Origin of the sequence: Microbacterium festucae (genome assembly GCF_025421715.1) — a bacterium.
GTDB lineage: Bacteria > Actinomycetota > Actinomycetes > Actinomycetales > Microbacteriaceae > Microbacterium > Microbacterium festucae.
The window spans coordinates 243,422-266,579 of sequence record NZ_JAOEFC010000002.1; the positions used below are offsets into that span (position 1 = coordinate 243,422).

22 protein-coding genes are annotated in these 23,158 nt (G+C 71.4%); 16 read left to right on the forward strand and 6 right to left on the reverse strand.

Going from position 1 to position 23,158, the window contains the following annotated elements; genetic code table 11:
• Positions 1-7: 7 nt before the first annotated feature.
• On the reverse strand, positions 8-1,168 hold the full coding sequence (locus N3K63_RS07320) for an SLC13 family permease (protein WP_261580064.1): 1,161 nt from the start codon (positions 1,166-1,168) through the stop codon (positions 8-10).
• Positions 1,169-1,380: 212 nt separating this feature from the next.
• On the opposite strand from N3K63_RS07320, the gene thrS reads away from it, so the two are divergent.
• Both thrS and N3K63_RS07330 read left to right on the forward strand, forming a co-directional pair.
• On the forward strand, positions 1,381-3,390 hold the full coding sequence (thrS, locus tag N3K63_RS07325; protein ID WP_261579503.1) for a threonine--tRNA ligase: 2,010 nt from the start codon (positions 1,381-1,383) through the stop codon (positions 3,388-3,390).
• The gene (locus tag N3K63_RS07330) at positions 3,387-3,929 is read left to right on the forward strand and encodes an HIT family protein (protein WP_261579504.1); all 543 of its coding nucleotides are present in this window, start codon (positions 3,387-3,389) and stop codon (positions 3,927-3,929) included. Before thrS ends, N3K63_RS07330 begins: the two co-directional genes overlap by 4 nt.
• A 176-nt stretch (positions 3,930-4,105) precedes the next feature.
• Here the strand turns inward: N3K63_RS07330 and pdxY are convergent, their stop codons facing one another.
• On the reverse strand, positions 4,106-4,957 hold the full coding sequence (gene pdxY, locus N3K63_RS07335) for a pyridoxal kinase PdxY (protein WP_261579505.1): 852 nt from the start codon (positions 4,955-4,957) through the stop codon (positions 4,106-4,108).
• A 4-nt stretch (positions 4,958-4,961) separates the two neighbouring features.
• Positions 4,962-6,293, reverse strand: coding sequence for an aminotransferase class I/II-fold pyridoxal phosphate-dependent enzyme (locus N3K63_RS07340; RefSeq protein ID WP_261579506.1), 1,332 nt, complete (start codon positions 6,291-6,293; stop codon positions 4,962-4,964).
• Positions 6,294-6,428: 135 nt separating this feature from the next.
• Here N3K63_RS07340 and pdxS point away from each other — a divergent pair, with 135 nt between their 5' ends.
• From pdxS to N3K63_RS07390, 10 genes are all read left to right on the forward strand, one after another.
• On the forward strand, positions 6,429-7,319 hold the full coding sequence (gene pdxS, locus N3K63_RS07345; RefSeq protein WP_261579507.1) for a pyridoxal 5'-phosphate synthase lyase subunit PdxS: 891 nt from the start codon (positions 6,429-6,431) through the stop codon (positions 7,317-7,319).
• Positions 7,309-7,899, forward strand: coding sequence for a pyridoxal 5'-phosphate synthase glutaminase subunit PdxT (pdxT, locus tag N3K63_RS07350; RefSeq protein WP_261579508.1), 591 nt, complete (start codon positions 7,309-7,311; stop codon positions 7,897-7,899). Before pdxS ends, pdxT begins: the two co-directional genes overlap by 11 nt.
• A 79-nt stretch (positions 7,900-7,978) precedes the next feature.
• Positions 7,979-8,737: a YebC/PmpR family DNA-binding transcriptional regulator gene (locus N3K63_RS07355; RefSeq protein ID WP_261579509.1), complete on the forward strand. Its 759-nt coding sequence runs from the start codon at positions 7,979-7,981 to the stop codon at positions 8,735-8,737.
• A gap of 60 nt (positions 8,738-8,797) precedes the next feature.
• Positions 8,798-9,364: a crossover junction endodeoxyribonuclease RuvC gene (ruvC, locus tag N3K63_RS07360; RefSeq protein ID WP_261579510.1), complete on the forward strand. Its 567-nt coding sequence runs from the start codon at positions 8,798-8,800 to the stop codon at positions 9,362-9,364.
• Between the two features lie 55 nt (positions 9,365-9,419).
• Positions 9,420-10,037, forward strand: a complete 618-nt coding sequence (gene ruvA, locus N3K63_RS07365; RefSeq protein ID WP_261579511.1) for a Holliday junction branch migration protein RuvA — start codon at positions 9,420-9,422, stop codon at positions 10,035-10,037.
• On the forward strand, positions 10,030-11,070 hold the full coding sequence (gene ruvB, locus N3K63_RS07370; protein WP_261579512.1) for a Holliday junction branch migration DNA helicase RuvB: 1,041 nt from the start codon (positions 10,030-10,032) through the stop codon (positions 11,068-11,070). The genes ruvA and ruvB overlap by 8 nt, the downstream gene beginning before the upstream one ends.
• Positions 11,071-11,140: 70 nt before the next feature.
• Positions 11,141-11,656: a preprotein translocase subunit YajC gene (locus N3K63_RS07375; RefSeq protein ID WP_261579513.1), complete on the forward strand. Its 516-nt coding sequence runs from the start codon at positions 11,141-11,143 to the stop codon at positions 11,654-11,656.
• Positions 11,657-11,700: 44 nt separating this feature from the next.
• Entirely contained in the window at positions 11,701-13,413 is a 1,713-nt protein-coding gene (gene secD, locus N3K63_RS07380) for a protein translocase subunit SecD (RefSeq protein ID WP_261579514.1), read from the forward strand.
• Complete coding sequence (secF, locus tag N3K63_RS07385) at positions 13,413-14,402, forward strand: protein translocase subunit SecF (RefSeq protein ID WP_261579515.1); 990 nt, start codon at positions 13,413-13,415, stop codon at positions 14,400-14,402. The genes secD and secF overlap by 1 nt, the downstream gene beginning before the upstream one ends.
• A gap of 51 nt (positions 14,403-14,453) precedes the next feature.
• Entirely contained in the window at positions 14,454-16,745 is a 2,292-nt protein-coding gene (locus tag N3K63_RS07390) for a RelA/SpoT family protein (protein WP_261579516.1), read from the forward strand.
• Here N3K63_RS07390 and N3K63_RS07395 read toward each other — a convergent pair.
• The 3 genes from N3K63_RS07395 to N3K63_RS07405 form a co-directional block, all read right to left on the reverse strand.
• Positions 16,732-17,280: an SAM-dependent methyltransferase gene (locus tag N3K63_RS07395; RefSeq protein WP_261579517.1), complete on the reverse strand. Its 549-nt coding sequence runs from the start codon at positions 17,278-17,280 to the stop codon at positions 16,732-16,734. The genes N3K63_RS07390 and N3K63_RS07395 overlap by 14 nt on opposite strands.
• Positions 17,281-17,411: 131 nt before the next feature.
• A complete protein-coding gene (locus tag N3K63_RS07400; protein WP_390895124.1) occupies positions 17,412-19,037 on the reverse strand; it encodes a DUF349 domain-containing protein in 1,626 nt (541 codons plus the stop codon).
• Between the two features lie 66 nt (positions 19,038-19,103).
• The gene (locus tag N3K63_RS07405) at positions 19,104-19,427 is read right to left on the reverse strand and encodes a dioxygenase (RefSeq protein ID WP_261579518.1); all 324 of its coding nucleotides are present in this window, start codon (positions 19,425-19,427) and stop codon (positions 19,104-19,106) included.
• A gap of 122 nt (positions 19,428-19,549) precedes the next feature.
• Here N3K63_RS07405 and N3K63_RS07410 point away from each other — a divergent pair, with 122 nt between their 5' ends.
• The 4 genes from N3K63_RS07410 (at position 19,550) to N3K63_RS07425 (ending at position 23,113) form a co-directional block, all read left to right on the forward strand.
• A complete protein-coding gene (locus N3K63_RS07410) occupies positions 19,550-20,872 on the forward strand; it encodes a replication-associated recombination protein A (protein WP_261579519.1) in 1,323 nt (440 codons plus the stop codon).
• Positions 20,869-21,783, forward strand: coding sequence for a tetratricopeptide repeat protein (locus N3K63_RS07415; RefSeq protein WP_261579520.1), 915 nt, complete (start codon positions 20,869-20,871; stop codon positions 21,781-21,783). The genes N3K63_RS07410 and N3K63_RS07415 overlap by 4 nt, the downstream gene beginning before the upstream one ends.
• A gap of 181 nt (positions 21,784-21,964) precedes the next feature.
• Entirely contained in the window at positions 21,965-22,594 is a 630-nt protein-coding gene (rpsD, locus tag N3K63_RS07420) for a 30S ribosomal protein S4 (protein ID WP_261579521.1), read from the forward strand.
• A 144-nt stretch (positions 22,595-22,738) separates the two neighbouring features.
• Positions 22,739-23,113, forward strand: coding sequence for an ATPase (locus tag N3K63_RS07425; protein WP_261579522.1), 375 nt, complete (start codon positions 22,739-22,741; stop codon positions 23,111-23,113).
• Positions 23,114-23,158 lie beyond the last annotated feature (45 nt).

Genomic DNA, 23,158 nt, shown 5'->3' on the forward strand with positions numbered 1-23,158 from the left:
AGCGGGCTCAGCGCAGGGCGAGCGGGATCACAGAGAGCCCGACGATCAGCGGTGCGGCGAGCAGTCCCAGCAGCATGTAGCGCCGCCACGGCACCTCGACGCCGACGGCGCGCAGGCGCTGATGCCACAGGAGGGTCGCCAGCGACGCCCACGGGGTGATCAGCGGCCCGGCGTTGACGCCGATGAGCAGGGCGGCCAGGCGCGTGGGGGAGTCGGCCGTCGATTCGAAGGCGAGGTAGGCGGGCAGATTGTCGACCAGGTTCGCCGCAAGCATGCCGGTGCCCGCGAGCCGCCACAGGTCGACAAGCGTCTCTCCTGCGCCGGCGACCGCCGAGAGCACCGCCCCGCTGCCGAGTGCCTCCAGCGCCCCGACAGCGAGGAACAGCCCCGATGCGAACACCAGCAGGCTCCACGGCACGAGCCGCACGTCGAGCACGGCGGGCGACCGCCACGCGAAGAACACCGTCAGCGCCGCCGCGGCCACCACGGCGGGAAGCCAGGGCGGCAGCCCGCTGACCAGCAGCGGCAGCAGCAGGGCCACCACGACCGCGGCCACCCGCAGCTGGGTGCGATCGGCCACCCGCGGCGCCGCCGCGGGCACGTGGCGCCCCGTGAGCGCGCGCCGGTGCAGCACGAACAGCAGCGCGACCGTGACCGCGACAGCCACGACCGCTGACGGGCCCATCAGGGCGAGGAAGCCGAGCGGGCCGATCTCGCCCAGCCGGTGCTCGGCGAGCAGATTAGTGAGATTCGACACGGGCAGGAACAGCGAGGCGGTGTTGGCGAGCCACACCGTCGTGAAGGCGAACGGCAGCGCGGGGAGCGCGTTGGCGCGGGCCACCGCGATGACGACGGGGGTCAGCAGGACCGCCGTCGTGTCCAGCGACAGGAACGCCGTCGACACCGTCGCCAGCGCGACCACCAGCAGCCACAGCAGCACCGTGCGGCCCCGCGACAGGCGGGCGAGGAACCCCGCGACCACATCGAACACGCCGGCGACCGCGGCGAGCTCGGCCACGACGGTCACCGCCACGACGAACAGCAGGATCGGCCACACCCGCTCGGCGATCGCCAGCGCCTCGGCCGCGGGCAGCACGCCACCGACCACCGCGGCGCCGCCGAGCAGCAGCAGCGCGGCTCCGACGAGGGCGAGCTTCACGGCATCCATCATGGCCGCTTCCGGCACCGCGGATCGCACACCCGGATGCCGGGGCGAGCCCGAGCCGAACGGGAGAGGCGGCGGCGATAGACTCGGTGCATGGAACACCGCCGGATCACCGTCGTCGCGACCGGCACGCGAACGCTTCACGCCTGAGCGGGCGGGGCGCGGCGCGCCCGAAGCTGAGCATCCTGTTCGAGCCACCTTCTGGAGACGTTCCCTTGACCATTCCCTCGCCCTCGTCCGACGTGTCGTACCCGGCCGACGGCTTCGCCCTGTTCCCCGACCGCTCCGTCGTCGCCCTGCGCGTCAACGGCGAGCTCAAAGACCTCGCCACGGTGGTCACCGCCGACGACCAGGTCGAGCCGGTCACCGTCGACAGCGCCGACGGCCTCAGCATCCTGCGCCACTCCACCGCGCACGTGCTCGCCCAGGCCGTGCAGCGCATCAAGCCGCAGGCCAACCTCGGCATCGGTCCGCCCATCACCGACGGCTTCTACTACGACTTCGGCGTCGCCGAGCCCTTCACCCCCGAAGACCTCAAGGCGATCAAGAAGGAGATGGAGCGGATCGTCCGCGAGGGCCAGCGCTTCGTGCGCCGCGTCGTCACCGACGACCAGGCGCGCGCCGAGCTCGCCCACGAGCCGTTCAAGCTCGAGCTCATCGGACTCAAGGGCGGGTCGGCGGATGCCGCCGAGGGCGCCTCGGTCGAAGTCGGCGCCGGCGAGCTCACCATCTACGACAACGTCACCCGTGACGGCGAGACCGCGTGGAAGGACCTCTGCCGTGGGCCGCACGTGCCCTCCACCCGCATGGTCGGCAACGGCTGGGACCTCACCCGCGTGGCGGGCGCCTACTGGCGCGGCAGCGAGAAGAACCCGCAGCTGCAGCGCATCTACGGCACCGCCTGGCCCACCAAGGACGAGCTGCGCGCCTACCAGCACCGCCTCGAAGAGGCCGCCAAGCGCGACCACCGCAAGCTCGGCAAGGAGCTCGACCTGTTCTCGTTCCCCGACGAGATCGGCCCCGGCCTGTCGGTGTTCCACCCCAAGGGCGGCATCATCCGGTACGAGATCGAGCGCTACATGCGCGAGCGCCTGCTCGCCAACGGCTACGAGGTCGTCAACACCCCGCACATCACCAAGGGCGACCTGTTCATGACCAGCGGCCACCTGCAGTGGTACGCCGACGGCATGTACCCGCCCATGGTGCTCGACGAGGTGGTCGACGCCGACGGACACGTCAGCCGCGAGGGCCAGGAGTACTACCTGAAGCCAATGAACTGCCCGTTCCACAACCTGATCTTCCGCTCGCGCGGCCGCAGCTACCGTGAGCTGCCGCTGCGCCTCAGCGAGTTCGGGTCGGTGTACCGCTACGAGAAGAGCGGCACCCTCGCCGGCCTCACCCGGGTGCGCGGCATGACCCAGGACGACACGCACATCTACGTCACCGCCGACCAGGTCAAGGGCGAGCTCGTCCACAGCCTCGAGTTCGTGCTGCAGACGCTGCGCGACTACGGCCTCAACGACTTCTACCTCGAGCTGTCGACCAAGGAGGACGGCAACCCGAAGTTCATCGGCGACGACGCGCTCTGGGCTGACGCCACCGCGACCCTGCGCGAGGTGGCCGAGGGCTCCGGACTGGAACTGGTGCCCGACCCGGGCGGCGCCGCCTTCTACGGCCCGAAGATCTCGGTGCAGGCCCGCGACGCGATCGGCCGCACCTGGCAGATGTCGACCATCCAGCTCGACTTCAACCAGCCCGAGCGCTTCCAGCTCGAGTACACCGGCCCCGACGGCGAGAAGCACCGCCCGGTCATGATCCACCGTGCGCTGTTCGGCTCGATCGAGCGGTTCTTCGCGATCCTGCTCGAGCACTACGCCGGCGCGTTCCCGGTGTGGCTCGCGCCGGTGCAGGTGGTCGGCATCCCGGTGGCGGATGCCTTCGCGCCCTACCTCGACGAGATCATCGCGAAGCTGCGCCAGCGCGGCGTGCGTGCCGAGGTCGACCACTCCGACGACCGCATGCCGAAGAAGATCCGCACCCACACCACGCAGAAGGTGCCGCTCCAGCTCATCGCCGGCGAGCAGGACAGCTCGGCCGGCACCGTCTCGTTCCGCTTCCGCGACGGGTCGCAGACCAACGGCATCCCGGTCGACGAGGCGATCGACAAGATCGTCGGCGCCATCGCCTCGCGCACGCTGGTGAACACGGCGGAGGACCTCGCGTGACCGACGGGGAACTCGAAGACGCGGCACGCCTGGCGGGTGTGCCCGACGAGTTCCAGCGGCTGTGGACGCCGCACCGCATGGCCTACATCGCCGCCGGGCCCGAGGTGCTGCGCGAGCAGTGCCCGTTCTGCGCGGCGCCGGAGAAGTCCGACGCCGACGGACTGATCGTGGCGCGCGGGCGCACGGCCTACGTGCTGCTGAACCTGTTCCCGTACAACTCGGGTCACCTGCTGGTGTGCCCGTACCGTCATATCGCGACGTACGACCAGGCCAGCCCCGAAGAGGTCGCCGAGATCGGCGAGCTCACCCAGATCGGGATGCGGGTGCTGCGGGAGGTCGCCGGCTGCGACGGCTTCAACCTGGGTATGAACCAGGGCGCGGTCGCCGGCGCCGGCGTCGATGCGCACCTGCACCAGCACATCGTGCCGCGGTGGGCGACCGACGCGAACTTCTTCCCGATCATCGCCAAGACCAAGGCCCTGCCGCAGCTGCTGGGCGAGGTGCGCGAGTCGGTGGCATCCGCCTGGCCCCGGGCCTGACCCGAGGCGACCCGCTCCGACCGGCGCGCAGCGAACCGGCCGCGCGACCGGGCGCGCCGGCGCCGCGGCGCATAACTCAGGCAGAATCGGCCGTCCGGGCCGATTCGGCGCCCGCAGACGCGAAACTGCCTGAGTTATGCGCCGGTGGCGCGGGGTGAGGGCGGGCGGATGCCGCGTCAGCGCACCTGCGTGACCTCGAACTGCAGGCGGGGGTGAGCGTAGAACTCCTGCGACTCGATGAGCTGCAGCTCGCGCGTGCCGGCGTCGAAGGTGGTCTGCAGCAGGTCGAAGACGCTCGAGGTGGTGCGCGCCAGCGCCGCCCCGGCGTCGCCGGTGGCCTGCAGGTGCGCGGTGAACAGCGCCGCGGTGACGTCGCCCGAGCCGTTGGCCTTCATCGGGATGTGCGGGGTCTGCACGATCCAGGCGCCGTCGTCGGTGACGGCGAGCATCTCGATGGTCCCCTCGGGGCGGTCAGGCCGCTCCACCGAGGTCACGAGCACGGTCGAGGGACCCATCGCGCGGGCGAGGTCGGCCGAGGCCAGTGTCGAGGCGAGGTCGGCGGGTTCGGTGCCGGTGAGGAAGCCGAGCTCGAACTGGTTCGGCGTGATGATGTCGGCCGCAGGGACGACCTTCTCGCGCAGCAGCACCGGGATCGCGGGGGCCACGAAGCAGCCCGACTTCGCGTTGCCCATCACCGGGTCGCACGCGTAGACGGCGGCGGGGTTCTCGGCCTTGACCCGTGCCACCGCGTCGAGGATCACATCGCCGATGCCCTCGCCGCCCTGGTAGCCCGACAGCACGACGTCGATCTCGCCGAAGACACCGCGCTCCTGGATGCCGGTGAGCACGTCGCGCACGTCGTCGGGGGATATGAGCGGGCCGCGCCACGCGCCGTAGCCGGTGTGGTTGGAGAAGTTCACCGTGTAGACCGGGAGCACCTCGACGCCGATGCGCTGCAGGGGGAACACGGCGGCGGAGTTGCCGACGTGCCCATAGGCGACGGCGGACTGGATCGACAGGATCTTCACGGGATCATCCCACTTTCAGAAGACGGGCCGCCTCGACGGCGGCGTGGATGTCGGCGGCCAGGCGGCGGGCCTGGTCATCGGAGAGGTCGTGGACGGTGAGGCGCAGGTGCGCGGCGGCATCGTCGTCGGCGAGCACGAACTCGTCGCCGGGGCGGGCAAGCCACCCGCGGCGCATGAGCTGCTCGGCCACGGCGCGCGCCGGCACCGGCACCCGCACCCACAGGTTGAGGCCGTCGCCGACGGCGACCTCGACATCGTGGCCGCGCAGCAGGTCGGCGAAGGCGGCGTTCGCGCGGGCGTAGTGGGCGGCGGCCGAGCGGATGCCGTCGGTCACGGCCTCGTCGGTGAGCTGGGCGTGTGCGAGGCGCTGCAGCAGGTGGCTCACCCACGTGGTGCCGGGGCTCAGGCGCGTGGCCAGGCGTTCGGCGGTGTCGGGGTCGGAGGCGGTGACGGCCAGGCACATGTCGGGTCCCAGGAACTTCGACACCGACCGGATGAGCGCGAACCGGCGCTGGGTGGGCCCGATGAGCGAGTGGAACGGGCGCGACGACAGCAGGGAGAAGTGGTCGTCCTCGATCACCAGGAGGTAGGGATGCTCGGCCAGCACCGCGCGCAGCTGCGCGGCGCGCTCGGCGCTGAGGCTGGCGCCGGTGGGGTTCTGCGCGCGGGGCGTGCACACCACCGCGCGCACCCCGGCCGCGATGGCGGCCTGCAGGCCGGCGACGGTCATGCCCTCGGCGTCGACGGGGACGGGCACCGGGCGGTAGCCGCCCAGGCGCACGGTGTTCATGCTCGACAGGAAGCAGGGGTCTTCGAGGGCGACCGCGTCGTCGCGGGTGAGGGTCTGGGCGAGCAGTCGCTCGATGGCGTCGGAGGCGCCGCCGGTGACGGTCAGGCGGAACTCGAGCGCGGGGTCGACGGCAGCCCGCATCCAGTCGCGCGCCCAGCCTTCCAGGCCGCGGTCGATCACCGGCTCGCCGTAGAGCACGGTGCGACGGCCGATGCGCGCGAGCGCCGGGGTGGGGTCGGGGATGAGGGCGGGATCGGGGTTGCCGGTGCCGATGTCGCGCAGCACGCTGCCCTGGGCGAAGCCCTCCTGCGCGATGGGCGCGCGTCGGGCGACGCGGGTGCCGGCGCGGCCGCGGGTGACGACGACCCCGGCGGCGGTGAGCTGCTTGTAGGCGGCGACGACGGTGTTGCGGTTGACGCCGAGGTCGTCGGCGAGGGTGCGCACGGGAGGCAGGGGAGCTCCGGCGGCGAGGGCGCCGCGGTCGACGAGTTCGCGCACGCTGTCGGCGATGTCGCCGGCGGTCGTGCCGGTGATCTCGGCGGTCATGCGCCCTCCTTCGCTCGTGGCGGTGTTGCCTCCGTGGCCGGCGGGTTCGCCGCTGGCCGGCCCTGACGAGTCTAGGTGGTGGAACATGGTAGTTTTTGGCCTAGGTCAAACGTCGTCATCTTCGAAGGAGCCCCCGTGTCCACTGCCACCACCGGATCGTCACGCGTCAAGCGGGGCCTCGCCGAGATGCTCAAGGGCGGCGTCATCATGGACGTCGTCACCCCCGACCAGGCCAAGATCGCCGAGGATGCCGGGGCCGTGGCCGTCATGGCTCTCGAGCGGGTGCCCGCTGACATCCGGGCCCAGGGCGGGGTGTCGCGCATGAGCGATCCCGACATGATCGACGGAATCATCGAGGCCGTCTCGATCCCGGTGATGGCCAAGGCGCGCATCGGCCACTTCGTCGAGGCCCAGGTGCTGCAGGAGCTGGGCGTGGACTACATCGACGAGTCGGAGGTGCTCTCGCCGGCCGACTACGTCAATCACATCGACAAGTGGGGCTTCACGGTGCCCTTCGTGTGCGGCGCGACGAACCTGGGCGAGGCGCTCCGTCGCATCAACGAAGGCGCGGCGATGATCCGCTCCAAGGGCGAGGCGGGCACCGGCGACGTCTCGGAGGCGATGAAGCACATCCGGCGGATCCGCGGCGAGATCGCCGCGCTGACCGCCCTCCCGGCCGACGAGCTCTACGTCGCCGCCAAAGAGCTGCAGGCGCCCTACGAGCTGGTCGCCGAGATCGCGGCCACCGGCACGCTGCCGGTGGTGCTGTTCGTCGCCGGGGGCGTGGCCACCCCCGCGGATGCCGCGATGATGATGCAGCTGGGAGCCGACGGCGTGTTCGTGGGCTCCGGCATCTTCAAGTCGGGCGATCCGGCCGCGCGGGCGGCGGCCATCGTGAAGGCGACCACCTTCTTCGACGACCCGAAGGTCGTCGCCGACGTGTCGCGCGGGCTGGGGGAGGCGATGGTCGGCATCAACGTCGCCGATCTGCCCGCCCCGCACCGCCTCGCCGAGCGTGGCTGGTAGCCCCCGGGTCGGCGTGCTCGCCCTGCAGGGCGACGTGCGCGAGCATCGCCGGGTGCTGACCGCGCTCGGTGCCGAGGTGGTGTCGGTGCGGCGCCCCGACGAACTGGCATCCGTCGACGGGCTCGTGCTGCCGGGCGGCGAGTCGAGCGTCATCGACAAGCTGATCCGCGCCTTCGGCATGCAGCAGCCGCTGCGGGATGCCGTTGCGGCCGGGCTTCCGGTGTACGGCACGTGCGCGGGGATGATCCTGCTCGCCGACCGCATCGTGAACCCGATCGCCGGTCAGCAGAGCATCGGCGGCCTCGATGTCGACGTGGAGCGCAACGCCTTCGGCGGCCAGGTGGAGTCGTTCGAAACGGCCCTCGACGTCGTCGGCTTCGACGCGCCCGTCCAGGCCGCGTTCATCCGCGCGCCGTTGGCGACACGGGTCGGGCCGCGGGCGCACGCCATCGCGACGCTCCCCGGCGGCGGTGTGGTGGCGGTGCGCCAGCAGGCGCTGCTGGCCACCGCCTTCCACCCCGAGGTGGCCGGCGAGACCCGCTTCCACGAGCTGTTCCTGGATCTCGTCCGCGCGGCGTGAGCACGCGGTGAGCGCGCCGTGAGCACGCCGTCCGCATGCCCGCATCGGCAGCGGCGAGTTGCCCTGTAAAATCGAGCGCATGTCCGGACACTCCAAATGGGCCACGACCAAGCACAAGAAGGCTGTCATCGACTCGCGTCGTGCCAAGTCGTGGGCCAAGCTCATCAAGAACATCGAGGTCGCCGCGAAGCTCGGCGGGGCGGACCTGCAGGGCAACCCGACCCTGTTCGACGCCGTGCTCAAGGCCAAGAAGACCTCGGTGCCCAAGGACAACATCGACCGCGCGATCAAGCGCGGCGCGGGCATCGGCGGCGAGTCGGTCGACTACGCCTCGATCATGTACGAGGGCTACGGCCCCAACGGCGTGGCGCTGCTCATCGAGTGTCTGACCGACAACAAGAACCGCGCCGCTGCCGAGGTGCGCACGGCGCTCTCGCGCAACGGCGGCACGCTGGCGGACCCCGGTTCGGTCGCCTACAACTTCCACCGCAAGGGCGTCATCGTCGTCTCCGGTGAGGGCACGACCGAAGACGACGTCATGCTGGCGGCGCTGGAGGCCGGTGCCGAGGAGATCGAGCCCCACGCCGAGGGCTTCGAGGTCATCACCGACCCGTCCGACCTCGTCGCGGTGCGCACGGCGATCCAGGAGGCCGGCATCGAGTACGAGTCGGCCGACGCCGAGTTCGTGCCCTCGCTCAAGGTCGAGGTCGACGCCGAGACCGCGCGCAAGATCTTCCGTCTCATCGACGCCCTCGAAGACAGCGACGACGTGCAGAACGTCTTCAGCAATTTCGACCTGACCCCCGAGGTGCAGGCCGAGCTCGAACAGGACGAGTGACCCGCACTGCGGTCCGCGTTTCTGGAGCGGATGCCGCCTGCCCGCACGTAGCGTGGGGGAGTGGCATCCGCTCTTCGCGTTCTCGGGGTCGATCCCGGCCTCACCCGTTGCGGGGTGGGCGTGGTCGATGTCGCCCGTGACCGCTCGGCGTCGCTCGTGCACGTCGGGGTGGTGCGTTCGTCTCCCGATCTGCCGATCGAGCGGCGCCTGCACGCCATCGCCGAAGGCATCCGCGCCGTGCTCGACGAGCACCGGCCCGATGTGGTGGCCGTGGAGCGCGTGTTCGCCCAGAACAACCGTCACAGCGTGATGGGCACCGCCCAGGCCAGCGGCATCGCGCTGCTCGTGGCCGCCGAGCGCGGACTGCCCGCCCACACCCACACCCCCTCCGAGGTGAAGGCGGCCATCAGCGGCTACGGCGCGGCCGACAAGCGGCAGGTGCAGACGATGGTGGCCCGGGTGCTGCGGCTGGACGCCCTGCCGCAGCCGGCGGATGCCGCCGACGCGCTCGCGCTCGCCCTGTGCCACGCCTGGCGCGGCGGCGGTGCGGCCCCGGCGGCCGGCGGCGGCGCGCTCACACCCGCCCAGCGGGCCTGGGCCGACGCGGAGCGCGGCGCCCGGCGATGAGGTCGACATGCGTGTCGCTCGAACAAATCTGCGAATCCTGCTCTAGGCTTGTGGCATGATCTCGTCACTGCGCGGCCGCGTGCTGCATCTCGACTCCGAGAGCGTCGTCATCGACGTCGGCGGCGTCGGCTTCGCCGTCGCGGTCACCGCCCAGGTCGCCCGCGAGTTCCACATCGGCGACGACATCGTGCTGCACACGACCCTCATCGTGCGCGAAGACGCGCTCTCGCTCTACGGCTTCCGTGAGCGCGAGGAGCTCGGCGTGTTCTCGCTGCTGCTGAGCGTGTCGGGGGTGGGCCCGAAGTCTGCCCTCGGCGTGCTCTCGTCGCTGACCACCGCCCAGATCGCGGATGCCGTGGCCGCCGAGGACGACGCCCCGTTCCGGCGCGTGTCGGGGATCGGCCCGAAGACGGCCAAGCTCATCGTCGTGCAGCTGGCCGGCAAGCTCACCGCCGTGGCCGCCAGCACCTCGCGGCCCGCCGCCGCCCCGGGCGCCCTCGCGCCGCAGGTGATCGCGGCCCTCGTCGCCCTGGGCTGGAACGAGCGGATCTCGGCCGAGGTCGTCACCACCGTGATGGCCGAGGCGCCCGCCGACGCGGCATCCGTGCCGGCCCTGCTCAAGCAGGCGCTCGCCCACCTCGGCCCCGCCCGCCCGGAGCCGCGCGGTGTCTGACGGCCGCGACCCCGCCGCCGCGGAAGACCAGACCGAGCTCGCCGTCGAGGGCGCGCTGCGTCCGACGTCGCTCGGCGAGTTCGTCGGGCAGCAGAAGGTGCGCGGCCAGCTGCAGCTGCTGCTGGACGCCGCCCGCATCCAGCAGCGCCCCGCCGACCACATCCTGCTGTCGGGCCCTCCGGGCCTGGGCAAGACCACCCTCGCGATGATCGTCGCGCACGAGAGCGAGCGACCGCTGCGCATGTCGAGCGGTCCGGCCATCCAGCACGCCGGCGACCTCGCCGCGCTGCTGTCGAGCCTCACGCCCGGCGAAGTGCTGTTCATCGACGAGATCCACCGCATGGCGCGCTCGGCCGAAGAGATGCTGTACCTCGCGATGGAGGACTTCCGCATCGACATCATGGTCGGCAAGGGCGCCGGCGCCACCAGCATTCCGCTCGACCTGGCCCCGTTCACCCTCGTGGGGGCGACGACCCGCTCGGGCATGCTGCCCAACCCGCTGCGCGACCGGTTCGGCTTCACCGCCCACCTCGAGTACTACGAACCCGGCGAGCTCGAGCAGGTGATCGCCCGATCGGCGGCGGTGCTCGACATCCAGCTGCCCGCGTACGCGCGCGCCGAGATCGCCCGTCGCTCGCGCGGCACGCCCCGCATCGCCAACCGCCTGCTGCGGCGCGTGCGCGACTACGTCATCGTCCACGGTGAGCGAGACGGCGCGCTGCCGCGTGCCACCACCGCCGACGTCAACGCCGCGCTCGAGCTGTACGACGTGGATGCCATCGGCCTCGACCGCCTCGACCGTGCCGTGCTCGACGCGGTCGTGCGCCGGTTCCGCGGCGGACCGGTGGGGCTGAACACCCTCGCGGTCACCGTCGGGGAAGAGGCCGACACGATCGAGTCGGTCGTGGAGCCCTACCTCGTGCGCATCGGCTTCCTCGGCCGCAGCCCCCGTGGCCGCATCGCGACGCCGGAGGCCTATGCGCACCTCGGCGTGATGCACCCCGAGGGGGCGCTGAGGCTGGATGACCTATAATCGCTGAGGGCTCCGGTCCACTCTCGCCGCCTGCTCGCGGCACACCACCGTGAAAGGCGCGCCTTCCTCCATGTTCTTCGCATCGACGCAGCAGACTCAGCAGGCCGACCCGGTCATGTCGTTCTTCGCCCAGTACGGGATGATCCTCATCCTGGTCGTGCTCATCGTCTTCATGTTCTGGAGCTCGCGTCGCCGCGCCCAGCGCAACAAGGTCGAGCAGGAGGCGAAGGCCCGCGCCATGGTCCCCGGCGTGAAGGTGCTCCTGCAGGGCGGCCTGTACGGCGTGCTGACCGAGTTCGACGGCGACGACCTCTCCAAGTCGGCGAAGGTGGAGCTCGCTCCCGGCGTCGAGATCGAGGTGCACAGCCAGGCGATCCTGCGCGTGGTCGAGAACGAGGACCTCACCGAGGAGGAGTTCGTCGAGGCGGAGGCCGAGAAGGCCGAGTACGAGTCCGACGTCGCCGCCGGCGTGGTCACCTCCCTCAGCGACGACGCCGCCCACCGCCCCGCGCCCGAGGCGCCCGCGGTGCCGGCCGAGGCCGCCGCCTCGCCGTCCGCCGAGCCGGACGACAAGCCCAAGGCCTGACCGCACCCACCGCCCCCCGCGGTCCCTCGTAGGAAGCTCCCTCCGTGGCAACACCTCCCACTGTCCGGCATGCCTGGCGTGCACTGACCGGACTCATCGTCTTGACCGCGCTCCTGTTCGGCGTCAACGCCCTCGGGGTCTACGTCTTCAAGGGCAGCTCCTGGGCACCCGAGCTCGCGCTCGACCTGCAGGGCGGAACGCAGATCATCCTCGAGGCGAACACGCCCGACGGCAGTGCGCCCACGCCCGAGCAGATGGACCAGGCCGCCGCGATCATCCGCCAGCGCATCGACGCCTCGGGTGTCGCCGAGGCCGACGTGACCACGCAGGGCGGTAACCAGATCGTCGTGCAGGTCCCCGGCCAGGTGGACGACGAGACCCGCAACCGCATCGAGGCCTCGGCCCAGATGCAGCTGCGCGCGGTCTTGTACACCGGCAGCCCGGCCACGAGCTTCGTGGGGGAGGACGGCGCCTCGACGCCCTACCCGACGCCCGACGGCTCGCTGAACTCCACCCCGACCACCGCGCCCACCAACGGCAGCGACCCGGCGTGGGTGACCGACCAGCTGCAGGCCGAGTTCCTCGCCTACGACTGCGCCAGCGCCGACAACGACCCGGCCAACGCACCCGCCGACCAGCCGCTGATCACGTGCGACCCCACCGGCACGGTGAAGTACATCCTCGGCCCGGTCGAGCTCGACGGCTCGTCGATCGACGATGCGACCAACGGCCTCGTCACCACCAACAACCAGTGGGCCGTCAACCTCGTCTTCGATGCCGACGGCACCGAGACCTTCGGCAAGATCAGCCAGCGTCTCTACGGTGAGACCGCGCCGCGCAACCAGTTCGCGTTCGTGCTCGACGGCGTCGTGATCTCGGCTCCGTCGATGAACGGCGTCATCCTCGACGGCAAGCCGCAGATCACCGGCAGCTTCACGCAGGAGACCTCCAAGACCCTCGCCGACCAGCTCAAGTACGGCGCCCTGCCGCTGAGCTTCGAGGTGCAGAGCACCAACTCCATCTCGGCGACCCTCGGCTCGCAGCAGCTGCAGATCGGCCTCATCGCCGGCCTCATCGGCCTGCTGCTGGTGGCGGTCTACTCGCTGGTGGTCTACCGCGCCCTCGGCTTCGTGATCATCGCGTCGCTGATGGTGATGGGTGTGCTCACCTACATCACGCTGTGCATCCTGGCCTGGCGGATGGGCTTCCGCCTGTCGCTGGCCGGTGTGGCGGGTCTGATCGTGACGATCGGCTTCACCGCCGACTCGTTCATCGTCTACTTCGAACGCATCCGAGACGAGCTGCGCGACGGCAAGTCGATCACCGGCGCCGTCGAAGACGGCTGGGGCCGCGCCAAGCGCACGATCTACATCTCGAAGTCGATCAACATCCTCGCCGCCGTGGTGCTGTACATCCTCGCCGACGCCACCGTGAAGGGCTTCGCGTTCACGCTGGGTCTGACGACGCTGATCGACATCCTGATCTTCATCCTGTTCACCCACCCGGTGCTGCAGCTGCTGGCGCGCACCCGCTTCTTCGGCGTCGGCCACAAGCTCTCCGGGCTCGACCCCGAGGCCCTCGGCGCGGTCTACCGCGGGCGCGCGCAGTTCCGCGCTCCGGTGGCCACGGGCAAGAGCGGAGCGCAGAAGCGCGCGGCCCGCTCGCGCGGTGAGGCCGAGAGGCGCCAGACGATCGCCGAGCGCAAGCAGGCCGAACTCTCGACATCGTCGCGCTCGACGAAGGAAGCAGGCGAGTGATGCGTTCCATGAACGACCTCGGCAACGACCTCTACACCGGGAAGACCTCTTTCCCGTTCGTCGGCAAGCGTCGCCTGTGGTTCATCATCGCGGCGATCCTCGTGATCGGCGCGGCCCTGGTGCCCGTCTTCCGCCCGATCCAGTTCTCGATCGAGTTCACCGGCGGCTCGCAGTTCACCGTGAGCGGTGTGACCGCGCCCGATCAGACCCTCGCCACCGAGGCGGTGCAGTCCGTCGTGCCCGGGGCCACCACCAAGGTGACCACGATCGGCGACGACACCGTGCGGGTGCAGACCGACCAGATGAGCGATGCCGACACGCGCGCGGTCACCACCGCCCTCGCCGACATCTACTCGGTCGACGAAGCCGACGTCAGCTCGTCGTTCATCGGACCCAGCTGGGGTCAGGACGTCACCCGGCAGTCGCTGTGGGGCCTGGCGATCTTCCTCGCGCTGACCTTCCTCATCCTGGCCGTGTACTTCCGCACGTGGAAGATGTCGGTGGCGGCCATCATCGGCCTCGTCGACGTGCTCGTCATCACCGTCGGCGTCTACGCGCTGTTCGGCTTCGAGATCTCGCCCGCCGCGGTGATCGGCTTCCTCACGATCCTCTCCTATTCGCTGTACGACACCACCGTCGTCTTCGACAAGATCCGTGAGAACACCCACGAAGACGGGGAGCAGTCTGCGCGCCTGTTCGGCGAGTCGGTCAACCTCGCGGTGAACCAGACGCTCATCCGCTCGATCAACACGACCGTCGTCGCGGCCCTGCCCACCGGCGCGATCCTGTTCATCGGCGCCCTGTGGCTCGGCGCGCAGACCCTGACCGACATCTCGCTGTCGATCTTCGTCGGCACGATCGTCGCCGCCTACTCGACCCTGTTCGTCGCGGCGCCGCTGTTCTCGCTGCTGCGCGAGAACGAGCCCGCGATCCGGGCCCGCGACGCGCGGGTGCGCGAGGCGCGCGAGCTCGCCGTGGCCGCGGCCTGAGCGGGGCCGGGCCAGGCGTAGGATGGGGTTTCGCAGCGCGGAGGTGACCGGATGACCGAGACGTCGCACGGTTCCGCGCCGAAGGCCCCGCAGGTGCCGGCACAGCCCGCACCGCAGGCCGGTTCGCTGCGGCGCCTGGTGCCGCGGCTGTTCTCGCGCTCCGCCGGTCGCGGCGGCGTCGAGCAGCTCATCCGCACGGTGCGCACGCATCACCCCAAGGGCGACATCGCGATCATCGACCGGGCCTACCGGGTGGCCGAGGCCGCGCACGCCCAGCAGAAGCGCCAGAGCGGCGAGCCCTACATCACGCATCCGCTGGCCGTCGCGCAGATCCTCGCCGATCTGGGCCTCGGGCCGCGTGCGATCGCCGCCGCGCTGCTCCACGACACCGTCGAAGACACCGCCTACCGCCTCGACGAGCTGCGCGCCGAGTTCGGCGACGAGGTCGCGATGCTCGTGGACGGCGTGACCAAGCTCGACAAGGTCAAGTACGGCGACGCCGCGCAGGCCGAGACGGTGCGCAAGATGATCGTCGCGATGTCCAAAGACATCCGCGTGCTGCTCATCAAGCTCGCCGACCGGCTGCACAACGCCCGCACCTGGGGGTTCGTGCCGCCCGAGAAGGCGGCCAAGAAGGCCACCGAGACCCTCGAGATCTACGCTCCGCTGGCCCATCGCCTCGGCATCCAGGCGATCAAGAGCGAGCTCGAAGACCTCTCGTTCGCGGTGCTGCACCCCAAGCTCTACGTCGAGATCGACAGCCTCGTCAAGCAGCGCACCCCGCAGCGCGAGCAGTACGTGCAGAAGGTGATCGAAGCCGTCGAGGCCGATCTGCGCGACCTGCGCATCCGCGGGCGCATCATGGGCCGCCCCAAGCAGCTCTACTCGGTGTACCAGAAGATGGTGGTGCGCGGCCGCGAGTTCGACGACATCTACGACCTCATCGGCATCCGCGTGCTCGTGGGCACCGTGCGCGACTGCTATGCCGTGCTCGGCGCGATCCACGCGCGGTGGACGCCGCTGCCGGGCCGCTTCAAGGACTACATCGCCACGCCGAAGTTCAACCTGTACCAGTCGCTGCACACGACGGTGATCGGACCGGGCGGGCGCACCGTCGAGATCCAGATCCGCACCAACGAGATGCACCAGCAGGCCGAGTACGGCGTGGCCGCGCACTGGAAGTACAAGGAGCAGATGGGCGGCGGCAAGCCCGACGCCAAGTCGGTCGACACCGACATGGCGTGGCTGGCCCACATCTCCGACTGGCAGGCCGAGACGGCCGACCCGGGTGAGTTCCTCGACTCTCTGCGCTTCGAGATCGGCGCCAAAGAGGTCTACGTCTTCACCCCCAAGGGGCGCGTGGTGGGCCTGCCCGCGGGGGCGACGCCGGTCGACTTCGCCTACGCGGTGCACACCGAGGTCGGCCACCGCACGATGGGCGCCAAGGTCAACGGGCGACTGGTTCCCCTCGAGTCGGAGCTCAACTCGGGCGACGTCGTCGAGGTGTTCACCTCGAAGAACCCCGATGCCGGTCCGAGCCAGGACTGGCTGAGCTTCGTGAAGTCGACCCGCGCGCGCAGCAAGATCCGCGGGTGGTTCACCAAGGAGCGGCGCGAAGAGGCCGTCGAGCAGGGCAAGGAGGCCATCGCCCGCGCGATGCGCCGTCAGAATCTGCCGCTGCAGCGCCTGATGAACCAGGACTCGTTCACCGAGGTCGCCCACCAGCTGCGCTACGAAGACGTCACCGCGCTCTACGCCGCCGTCGGCGAGGGGCACGTGTCGACCCAGTCGGTGATCGAGAAGGTCACCACGCTCGTCAAGGCCGAGGAGGACACCTCCACCGGCCCGATCGAGATCCCCACCGTCGGGCGCTCCCGCGCTCCCCGCGGCGGCGACTCGGGCGTTCTCGTGCGCGGCGCCCCCGACATCCTCGTCAAGCTCTCCAAGTGCTGCACGCCCGTCCCCGGCGACGAGATCGTCGGCTTCGTCACCCGCGGCAGCGGGGTGTCGGTGCACCGCGCCGACTGCACGAACGTCGCCTCGCTGTCGGCCGACGCCGAGCGCATGATCGACGTGTCGTGGGCCCCGACGACCAAGAGCGTGTTCCTTGTGCACATCCAGGTGGAGGCCCTCGACCGCTCGGGCCTGCTCAGCGACATCACCCGGGTGCTCAGCGAGCACCACGTCAACATCCTGTCGGCCTCGGTGCAGACCACCAACGACCGTCTCGCCCTCAGCCGCTACGTGTTCGAGATGGGCGACATCGTGCATCTCGATCGCGTGCTCAACGCGGTGCGCCGCATCGACGCCGTCTACGACGTCTACCGCGTCACCTCGTCGTGAGCGCGGTCAGATAGTCCACCGCGCGCCGCTTGTGGTGCACGGGCGGCCCTGACCGCAGGGTCGCGAGACCGCGGGCTGCCAGGTGCGGGTCCCATGCGGCCATCGCCGCGATCGCCGGCTCCGCATCGCCCCGCCCGTCGACGAGGTCGCGCACCAGGTCGGTGAAGGTGCGCACCGGCGAGGTCACCAGCACCCGGCCGATGAGCTCGGCGTCCTCGGGCGGCACGGGCACGTCGCGGTAGCTCAGCCGCGGGTCGAGGGCGTACGGCGTGTGGCGGCCGCCGCAGCGCTGACCCCGGTGCCGCAGCGGCGGCTGCGGCAGTGCCCCGTGCACCCAGGCCGCGCTCTCATGGGTGGCCGCGAGCGTGTCGCCCAGCAGCGATCGCAGCGAGGCGGCGCGCAGTTCGCGGGTCTCGACGGCATCGGCCGGCATGAACGCCTCACCGACTTCGACGACGTCGCCGTCCAGACGCGCCGCCGACAGTTCGGATGCCGTCAGCCGGTCACCGGGGTAGTACAGGAAGGGCCAGACCATGACCGCACTCTGCCCTGGTGTGCGCGGGCGCGGGGGCAGCGACGGCCGGTCTGTGGACAACCCCACCGTCCGCAGGCCGGGGGAGGAAGCGCCGGAATGGTGCGCCGGCACCTCCCGGTGGCGTCAGCCGGTCAGCCGCCGAGGGCCTTCAGCCAGCCCTTGCGCGCTTCCAGCGCGTCGGATGCCTTCGAGATCGCGGCCGGGTTGCCCGTGGCCTTGGCGGCCTCGAGCTCCTCTTCCAGCTTCGCGATGGCGTCGTGCAGCTGCGAGGTCATGTCGTTCTGACGCGCCTTGGTCTCGGGGTTGTTGCTCTTCCAGTCGGCGTCCTCGCGGCCCTTGACGGTCTGCTCGATCTTGCGCAGGTCGTCGTCGAGGGCGCGCTCGGCCTCGCGCGGGAAGATGCGACCGATCTCGTCCCAGCGGCGCTGGATGCCGGTGAGCAGGTTGCGCGCCTTGGCGGTGTCCTTCTCCTTGGGCACGGCGGCCGCCTCGACCAGCAGGGCCTTCTTGGCGTCGATCTTCTCCTTCGACGCCTCGGCGTCGGCGTGCTCGCGGTCGGCGCGGGCGCCGTAGAGCGCGTCGCCGGCCGCCTTGAAGCGGGCCCACAGCGCGTCGTCGACCTTCTTGCCGGCACGGCCGACCGTCTTCCACTGGTCGAGCAGGTTGCGGTACTCGGCGATGCCGTCCTCACCCTTGGGGGCGAGGGCCTCGGCACGCTCGGCCAGGCGGGTCTTCGCATCCCGCGACGAGCGGTGCTGCTCGTCCAGACCCGAGTAGAACTCACGACGGTGCTTGTCGAGCGTGGCCCGCGCGTCGCGGAACCGCTTCCAGAGCTGCTGGCCGAGCGCCTTGGGCAGTCGCGCCCCCGAGCTCTGCTGGGCCTGCCACTGCTCGAACAGCGCGGTGATCTCGGCGGTGGTCTGCTTCCACTGGATCGACTTGGGGTCGCGGGCGGCGAGGGCCTCGATCTTCTCGACCAGGGCGACGCGGTCGGCGGTGGCCTGCTCGCGGGCTTCGCGGGCCGCCTCGGCCTCTTCGGCCGAGGCCTCGGTGAGCGCACCGGCCAGCGCGTCGAGGCGGGCCTCGAGCGCGGCGAGGTCGCCCACGGCGGCGGCGCCGGTGAGGCGCTCGCGCACGGTCTTCAGGGTGCCGCGCAGGTCGGACGCCGAGGCGCCGCCGCGGCGGTGGCGCACCTCGAGAAGCGTCACCTCGCCGGCGAGGTCGGCGTACTTGCGCTGGAAGTAGGCCAGCGCCTCGTCGGGGGTGCCGTCGGGGTACTGCCCGACCACGCGCCACTGGTCGCCTTCGCGCACCGACACGGTGCCCTCGTCGTCGACGCGGCCCCACGGCTCGCCGGAGACGGGTGCGGCGGGGACGGCCGGCTTCACGGCGGACGGCCGCGGCCGCGGCGCCGGGGAGGGGGCGGGCGACGGAGACGGCGCGGCGGGCGCGGCGGGCGCGGCGTCCTCGGACGGGGCCTCCTCGGCCGGGGCCTCCTCGGCGGCTGCCGCTTCGGGCTCGGCGGCCTCGGGCTCGGCGGCCTCGGGCTCGGCGTCGCTCGCGGAGGCGACGGCATCCGGCTCGGCATCGGCCGTGGGCGCGTCGGCCTCGGCAGCGGGGGCGTCGGTCGCCGCGGGGGCGTCGGTCGCGTTCTGCGCACCCTCGACGGTGTCGGTCTGCTCCGCCTCGACGGCGTCGGAGACAGACGACTCGGTCGTCGAGTCGTCGGGGGTTGCTGCAGTGGTGTCGGAAGTCACAGGTGCACCTCGTCGCGGCTCACGCCGCCTGGCGGTCGGGGTAGGCACTCAGCCTAGCGGGCGGGGTCAGGGGGTGGGAGTGGGCGAGACCGGCTCGGTCTCGACGTCGGTGGGGGTGGGCGCGGGGGTCGCCGGGTCGGTGGGCGCCACGGTGCCGGTCGGCGTCGCCGAAGGAGAGGGGGCGGGTGCCGGGGTGCCGGGGCCGACCGTGTAATAGGCGACCTGCCCGCCGAGGACGGCGAGGATCAGCACTCCGCCGGCGACGCCGGCGATCAGGTTGTCGCGGCGACGGCGACGCAGCAGACCCGCGTGGAAGTCGCGGCGGGCCTGATACAGCCGCCCGCGGTCGCGCTCGGCGCGCGTCTGCCTCTTGTTCGCACCCGTCGCCACGGGACCTCCTTCGATTCCCGGGATCCCGGGGCAGGGCAAAGCCTACGGGGCCGCTCGCGCGCGCGACAAACCGGCGCGCACCCCGCCGCGCCGGTGTCGCCGCACGCGGATAGCCTGGAGCGGTGACCACGGCATCCGCGCTCTTCCAGGGGCAGACCCCGCTCGCGGTGCGCATGCGGCCGGTCTCGCTCGACGAGGTGGCCGGTCAGCAGCATCTGCTGCGTCGCGGATCGCCGCTCGTGTCGCTGGCCGACCCCGACGCCAACGCGACGCGCGCCGTGTCGGTGATCCTGTGGGGACCGCCGGGCACCGGCAAGACCACCCTCGCCCAGGCGATCGCGCGCACCTCGGGCCGCCGCTTCGTGGAGCTGTCGGCGGTCACCGCCGGGGTGAAGGACGTGCGCGAGGTCATGCAGGAGGCGATGACCCAGCGCGACCTGTACGGCATGTCGACGATCCTCTTCCTCGACGAGATCCACCGCTTCACCAAGGCCCAGCAGGACGCGCTGCTGCCGGGCGTGGAGAACGGGTGGGTCATCCTCATCGCCGCCACCACCGAGAACCCCTCGTTCTCGGTGATCTCGCCGCTGCTGTCGCGGTCGCTGCTGCTGACCCTGCAGCCGCTCACCGACGACGACCTCGGGATGCTGATCGACCGGGCCGTCACCGACCCGCGCGGGCTCGCCGGGGCCGTCGAGCTGTCGGCCGAGGCGCGCACCGCACTCGTGCAGCTGGCCTCGGGCGACGCGCGCCGGGCGCTGACCGCGCTGGAGGCGGCGGCATCCATGCCCGAGGGCGACGAGAACACGGTCACCGCCGACCACGTCGCCCAGGCCGTCGACCGCGCCCTGCTGCGCTACGACCGGCAGGGCGACGAGCACTACGACGTCATCAGCGCCTTCATCAAGTCGATCCGCGGCAGCGACGTCGACGCCGCCATGCACTACCTGGCACGCATGATCGAGGCGGGGGAGGACCCCCGCTTCATCGCGCGGCGCCTGGTGATCTCGGCATCCGAAGACATCGGACTGGCCGACCCGCAGGCGCTGCAGATCGCCGTGGCCGCCGCCGACGCGGTCGCCTTCATCGGCATGCCGGAAGGGCGCATCCCGCTGGCCGAGGCCACCGCCTATCTGGCGACGACCGCCAAGTCCAACGCCGCCTACAACGCCATCAACGCCGCCATCGCCGACGTGCGGGCGGGCGGCTTCGGGCGCGTGCCCACCCACCTGCGCGACGCGCACTACCCCGGCGCCAAACGCCTCGGACACGGCAAGGGCTACATCTACCCGCACGACCTCGACGTCGGCGTGGCCACCCAGCAGTACCTGCCCGACGAGTTGCGGGGCCGCCGCTACTACGAGCCGACCGGGCGCGGCGTGGAGCGCGACATCTCGGCGCGGGTGGAGAAGATCCGCAAGATCCTGGGCAGCGACGGCGCATGAGCGCCACCTGGGACGAGCGCATCGGCCGGTTCTGGGCCCGCGCCGACGACGCCGAACCCGAGCGGATGCGGCGGGAGCTCTCGGCGCTGATCCTCGAGCGCCGCGCCGACGACCCCGACGTGCTGTTCGAGCGCGCGTCGCTGCACGACTATCTCGGCGAGGAGGAGGCGGCGATCCCGCTGTACCGGGCGGCGCTGGCGGGCGGGCTGGCCGATCCGCACCGCACCGCCGCGACCATCCAGCTCGCCAGCTCGCTGCGCAACGTCGGTCAGCCGTCGGCGGCGATCGCGCTGCTGCAGCACGTGCCGGCCGACGATCCGCTCGCCGACGCGGCCCGGGCCTTCCTCGCCCTCGCGCTGCTCGACGACGCCAAGCCGGGGCCGGCGCTGCGCACCGCGCTGCACGCCCTCGCCCCGCACCTGCCCGCCTACAACCGCGCCGTGGAGATGTACGCCGACGAGGCGATGTCGCCACCGCGGGCGCGCAACGTGGTCGTGGCCCTGATCGTGCAGGACGGCTGGGTGCTCGCCGAGGAGTACGCCGCCACCGGCGACCACGGCTCGTTCCTCCGGGCGCCGGGCGGCGGCCTGGAGTTCGGCGAGACCACCGCGGCCGGGATGCGCCGCGAACTCGACGAAGAACTCGCCGCCGATGTGCAGGAGGCGCGGCTGCTGGCCGTGACCGAGAACATCTTCACGCTCGGCCCCAAGCACGGGCACGAGATCGTGCACGTGTTCGCGGTGCGCAGCACCCGGCTGGAGGCACTGCCGCGCGGGTCGCGACTGCCGGTGCTCGACAGCGACACCACCGTCGGCTGGTACCGCATCGACGACCTCGCCGGCGGTGACCCGCCGTTCTATCCCGACGGGATCCTCGACCTCGCACGGCAGCTGGCGGCGGGCGAGATCTGAGCGCAGGGCGCACGCAGCGCGGTCTGATAACATGAACCGGCTCGAAACCGTGTTTTCGGGCATCCCCCTCCTCTGAATCAGACCTCTCGGCGTGCCCCGGCGTGCAGTCCGAGCAGGGCGAGGAACGGGAGATACGTCCGCGAGCCGTGACAGCCACGGCCGCGTCAGGAAAGGAATCTTCGTGGCTACGAAGTCCCAGGACCGCCGCAAGGTGCGCCTCTCGCGCGCCCTCGGCATCGCGCTGACCCCCAAGGCGGCCAAGTACCTCGAGAAGCGTCCTTACGCTCCCGGTGAGCACGGCCGCACCAAGCGCAAGCAGGACAGCGACTTCGCGGTCCGTCTGCGCGAGAAGCAGCGTCTTCGCGAGCAGTACGGCATCCGCGAGAAGCAGATGCGCAACACCTTCAACGAGGCCCGCCGCAAGGACGGCCTGACCGGTGAGAACCTGGTCGAGCTGCTCGAGATGCGTCTGGACGCCCTCGTGCTGCGTGCCGGCTTCGCCCGCACCACCGCGCAGGCCCGCCAGCTCGTCGTGCACCGCCACATCCTCGTGGACGGCCAGCTCGTCGACCGCCCGTCCTTCCGCGTGAAGCCGGGCCAGCTCATCCACGTCAAGGCCAAGAGCGAGGGCACCGAGCCCTTCCAGGTCGCAGCCGCCGGCGGTCACGCCGAGGTGCTGCCCCCGGTTCCGGCCTACCTCGAGGTCGAGCTCGACAAGCTGCAGGCGCGCCTCGTGCGTCGCCCCAAGCGCGCCGAGGTCCCCGTGACCGGCGACGTGCAGCTGGTCGTCGAGTACTACGCCGCGCGCTGAGCGGATCGTCATCGCTCGCCCGTACTCCGGGCGATCAGGAGGGCGTCGGGTTCATCCCGGCGCCCTTCGGCGTTCCCGCCCGGTGCCCCGTCCGGTGCGTACCGGGGGAGCGGTGCACCGATCCGAGCATCTAGCATGGGTCGCATGAAGAACGCGCTCTGGTTCGTGGTGGGACTCGCCGGCGGCTTCGTCGCAGCCCACCTGGTCAACAAGGACCCCCGGGGCCACGAGCTGCTCGCCGAGGTCGACGCGCGCATCTCGGAGTTCACCGACCGCATCGCCGACGCCTACCACGAGCAGGAGGCGCAGATCGCCGGACTCGTCGAGAGCGCGAAGGTCGCCGCGGGCGACGCCGCCGGCCGCGCCGCCGACATCGCCTCCGACGTGACCGACCGCACGGTCGCCGCCGCCTCCGACGCGGCATCCGCCCTCGCCGACGCGGCATCGGACGCCGCCGCCGCGGCCGGCGACTCGGTCAAGGGCGCGGCGAAGAACGTCGCCGACAAGCTCTCCGACTGAGCACCTGCTCCCCACCATCCCTGTTCGCGACGCCGTGTCGTCGCG

Excerpts from the sequence above, each read along its gene's own strand:
- N3K63_RS07320 (WP_261580064.1), bottom strand. The coding sequence starts at position 1,168 with ATGGATGCCGTGAAGCTCGCCCTCGTCGGAGCCGCGCTGCTGCTGCTC.
- N3K63_RS07340 (WP_261579506.1), bottom strand. The coding sequence starts at position 6,293 with ATGACCGCCGAGATCACCGGCACGACCGCCGGCGACATCGCCGACAGC.
- N3K63_RS07355 (WP_261579509.1), top strand. The coding sequence starts at position 7,979 with ATGTCCGGACACTCCAAATGGGCCACGACCAAGCACAAGAAGGCTGTC.
- ruvA (WP_261579511.1), top strand. The coding sequence starts at position 9,420 with ATGATCTCGTCACTGCGCGGCCGCGTGCTGCATCTCGACTCCGAGAGC.
- N3K63_RS07375 (WP_261579513.1), top strand. The coding sequence starts at position 11,141 with ATGTTCTTCGCATCGACGCAGCAGACTCAGCAGGCCGACCCGGTCATG.
- secF (WP_261579515.1), top strand. The coding sequence starts at position 13,413 with ATGCGTTCCATGAACGACCTCGGCAACGACCTCTACACCGGGAAGACC.
- N3K63_RS07390 (WP_261579516.1), top strand. The coding sequence starts at position 14,454 with ATGACCGAGACGTCGCACGGTTCCGCGCCGAAGGCCCCGCAGGTGCCG.
- N3K63_RS07395 (WP_261579517.1), bottom strand. The coding sequence starts at position 17,280 with ATGGTCTGGCCCTTCCTGTACTACCCCGGTGACCGGCTGACGGCATCC.
- N3K63_RS07415 (WP_261579520.1), top strand. The coding sequence starts at position 20,869 with ATGAGCGCCACCTGGGACGAGCGCATCGGCCGGTTCTGGGCCCGCGCC.
- N3K63_RS07425 (WP_261579522.1), top strand. The coding sequence starts at position 22,739 with ATGAAGAACGCGCTCTGGTTCGTGGTGGGACTCGCCGGCGGCTTCGTC.